This is a genomic window from Streptomyces sp. NPDC033229 (genome assembly GCF_055576875.1).
On sequence record NZ_JBVIQR010000200.1, the window covers coordinates 1 to 1443 of the forward strand.

Here is a 1443-nt window from a genome sequence, read left to right on the forward strand (position 1 = left end):
GTCCTACCTTTCAAGGGTGGTTGCTCTGGTCATTCGTAAGATCGGAGGGCCCGGGGGCTCTGGGTATGGCTGTCATTGGTGCGCCGTAGGGATGGCTCAAGGGACTTGGCCGCCCGGAGCCCCGCGACGACTCGACCGCCAATTGGGAGATGCGACTCCGATCGCTGCGTAGGACAACGTCGGCGAGGTCGTCTGCGGGATCGATGTACGACGAGCTGGCGGAGGGGAACGTGCCCGAGATCTGGGCCGGAGTGGACATCGGCAAGACGCACCACCACTGCGTGGTGATCAACACAGATGGCAAGCGTCTGTTGTCCCGTCGGGTTGCGAACGACGAGAGTGAACTGCTCGCCCTGATCAGCGATGTCCTGGAGATCTCGACCGACGCGCTGTGGGCTGTGGACCTCAACCACGGCGGTGCCGCGCTGTTGATCGGCCTGCTGGTCAGCCATGGCCAGCCGGTCGCCTACCTCACCGGCCTGGCGGTCCACCGGGCCTCGGCCACCTACAAGGGCGGCGAGGGGAAGACCGACGCGAAGGACGCCTTCGTCATCGCCGACCAGGCGCGCGTCCGCCGCGATCTGGGCCTGCTGCGGCCGGGCGACGAGATCGCCGTCGACCTGCGCATTCTGACCACCCGCCGTCTGGACGCGGTCTTCGACCGCACTCGGCAGATCAACCGGCTTCGGGCTCAACTGCTTGAGATCTTCCCAGCGTTGGAGCGATCCCTTGAGCTGACGAACCGGGGGCCGGTGTTGCTGCTGACCGGCTACCAGACGCCGGCCGCGATCCGTCGGGCGGGCACGAGCCGAATCGAGACGTGGCTGAAGAACCGCAAGGTCCGCGGCGCCTCCGCACTGGCGAAGACGGCCGTGGAGGCCGCCCAGGCCCAGCAGACCGCGCTGCCCGGCGAGAAGCTGGCCGCCACCATGGTGGTCCGCCTCGCGAAGGGGGTGATGGCCCTCGATGAGGAGATCGCCGAGCTCGACGCCCTGATCGAGGCCAAGTTTCGGGAGCATCCGCACGCAGAAGTGATCCGCAGCCTGCCCGGCATGGGCCCCAAGCTCGGCGCCGAGTTCCTGGCCGCCACCGGCGGCGACATGGACGCGTTCGGCAGCGCCGACCGCCTGGCCGGCTTCGCCGGCCTGGCCCCCAGGCCCCGCGACTCCGGCCGCGTCAGCGGCAACCTGCGCCGCCCCCGGCGCTACCACCGCGGTCTGCTGAGAACCATGTACCTGTCGGCCATGGTGAGCCTTCAGTGCTGCCCTGTGTCGAAGGCGTTCTACGACCGAAAGCGGAGCGAGGGCAAGGGCCACAAGCAGGCCCTGCTGGCTCTCGCACGCCGACGCCTCAACGTCCTTTGGGCGATGATCCGTGACGGAGAGCAGTTCCATGCTTCACCCCCCGTCACGCTGGCGGCTTGACATCACGATTGGGAAGTCC

1 protein-coding gene is annotated in these 1443 nt (G+C 68.1%); it reads left to right on the forward strand.

The features are described from left to right. The first annotated feature begins 203 nt into the window (after nucleotides 1–203). Complete coding sequence (locus ACZ53N_RS37350; protein WP_469145134.1) at nucleotides 204–1424, forward strand: IS110 family RNA-guided transposase; 1221 nt, start codon at nucleotides 204–206, stop codon at nucleotides 1422–1424. Nucleotides 1425–1443 lie beyond the last annotated feature (19 nt).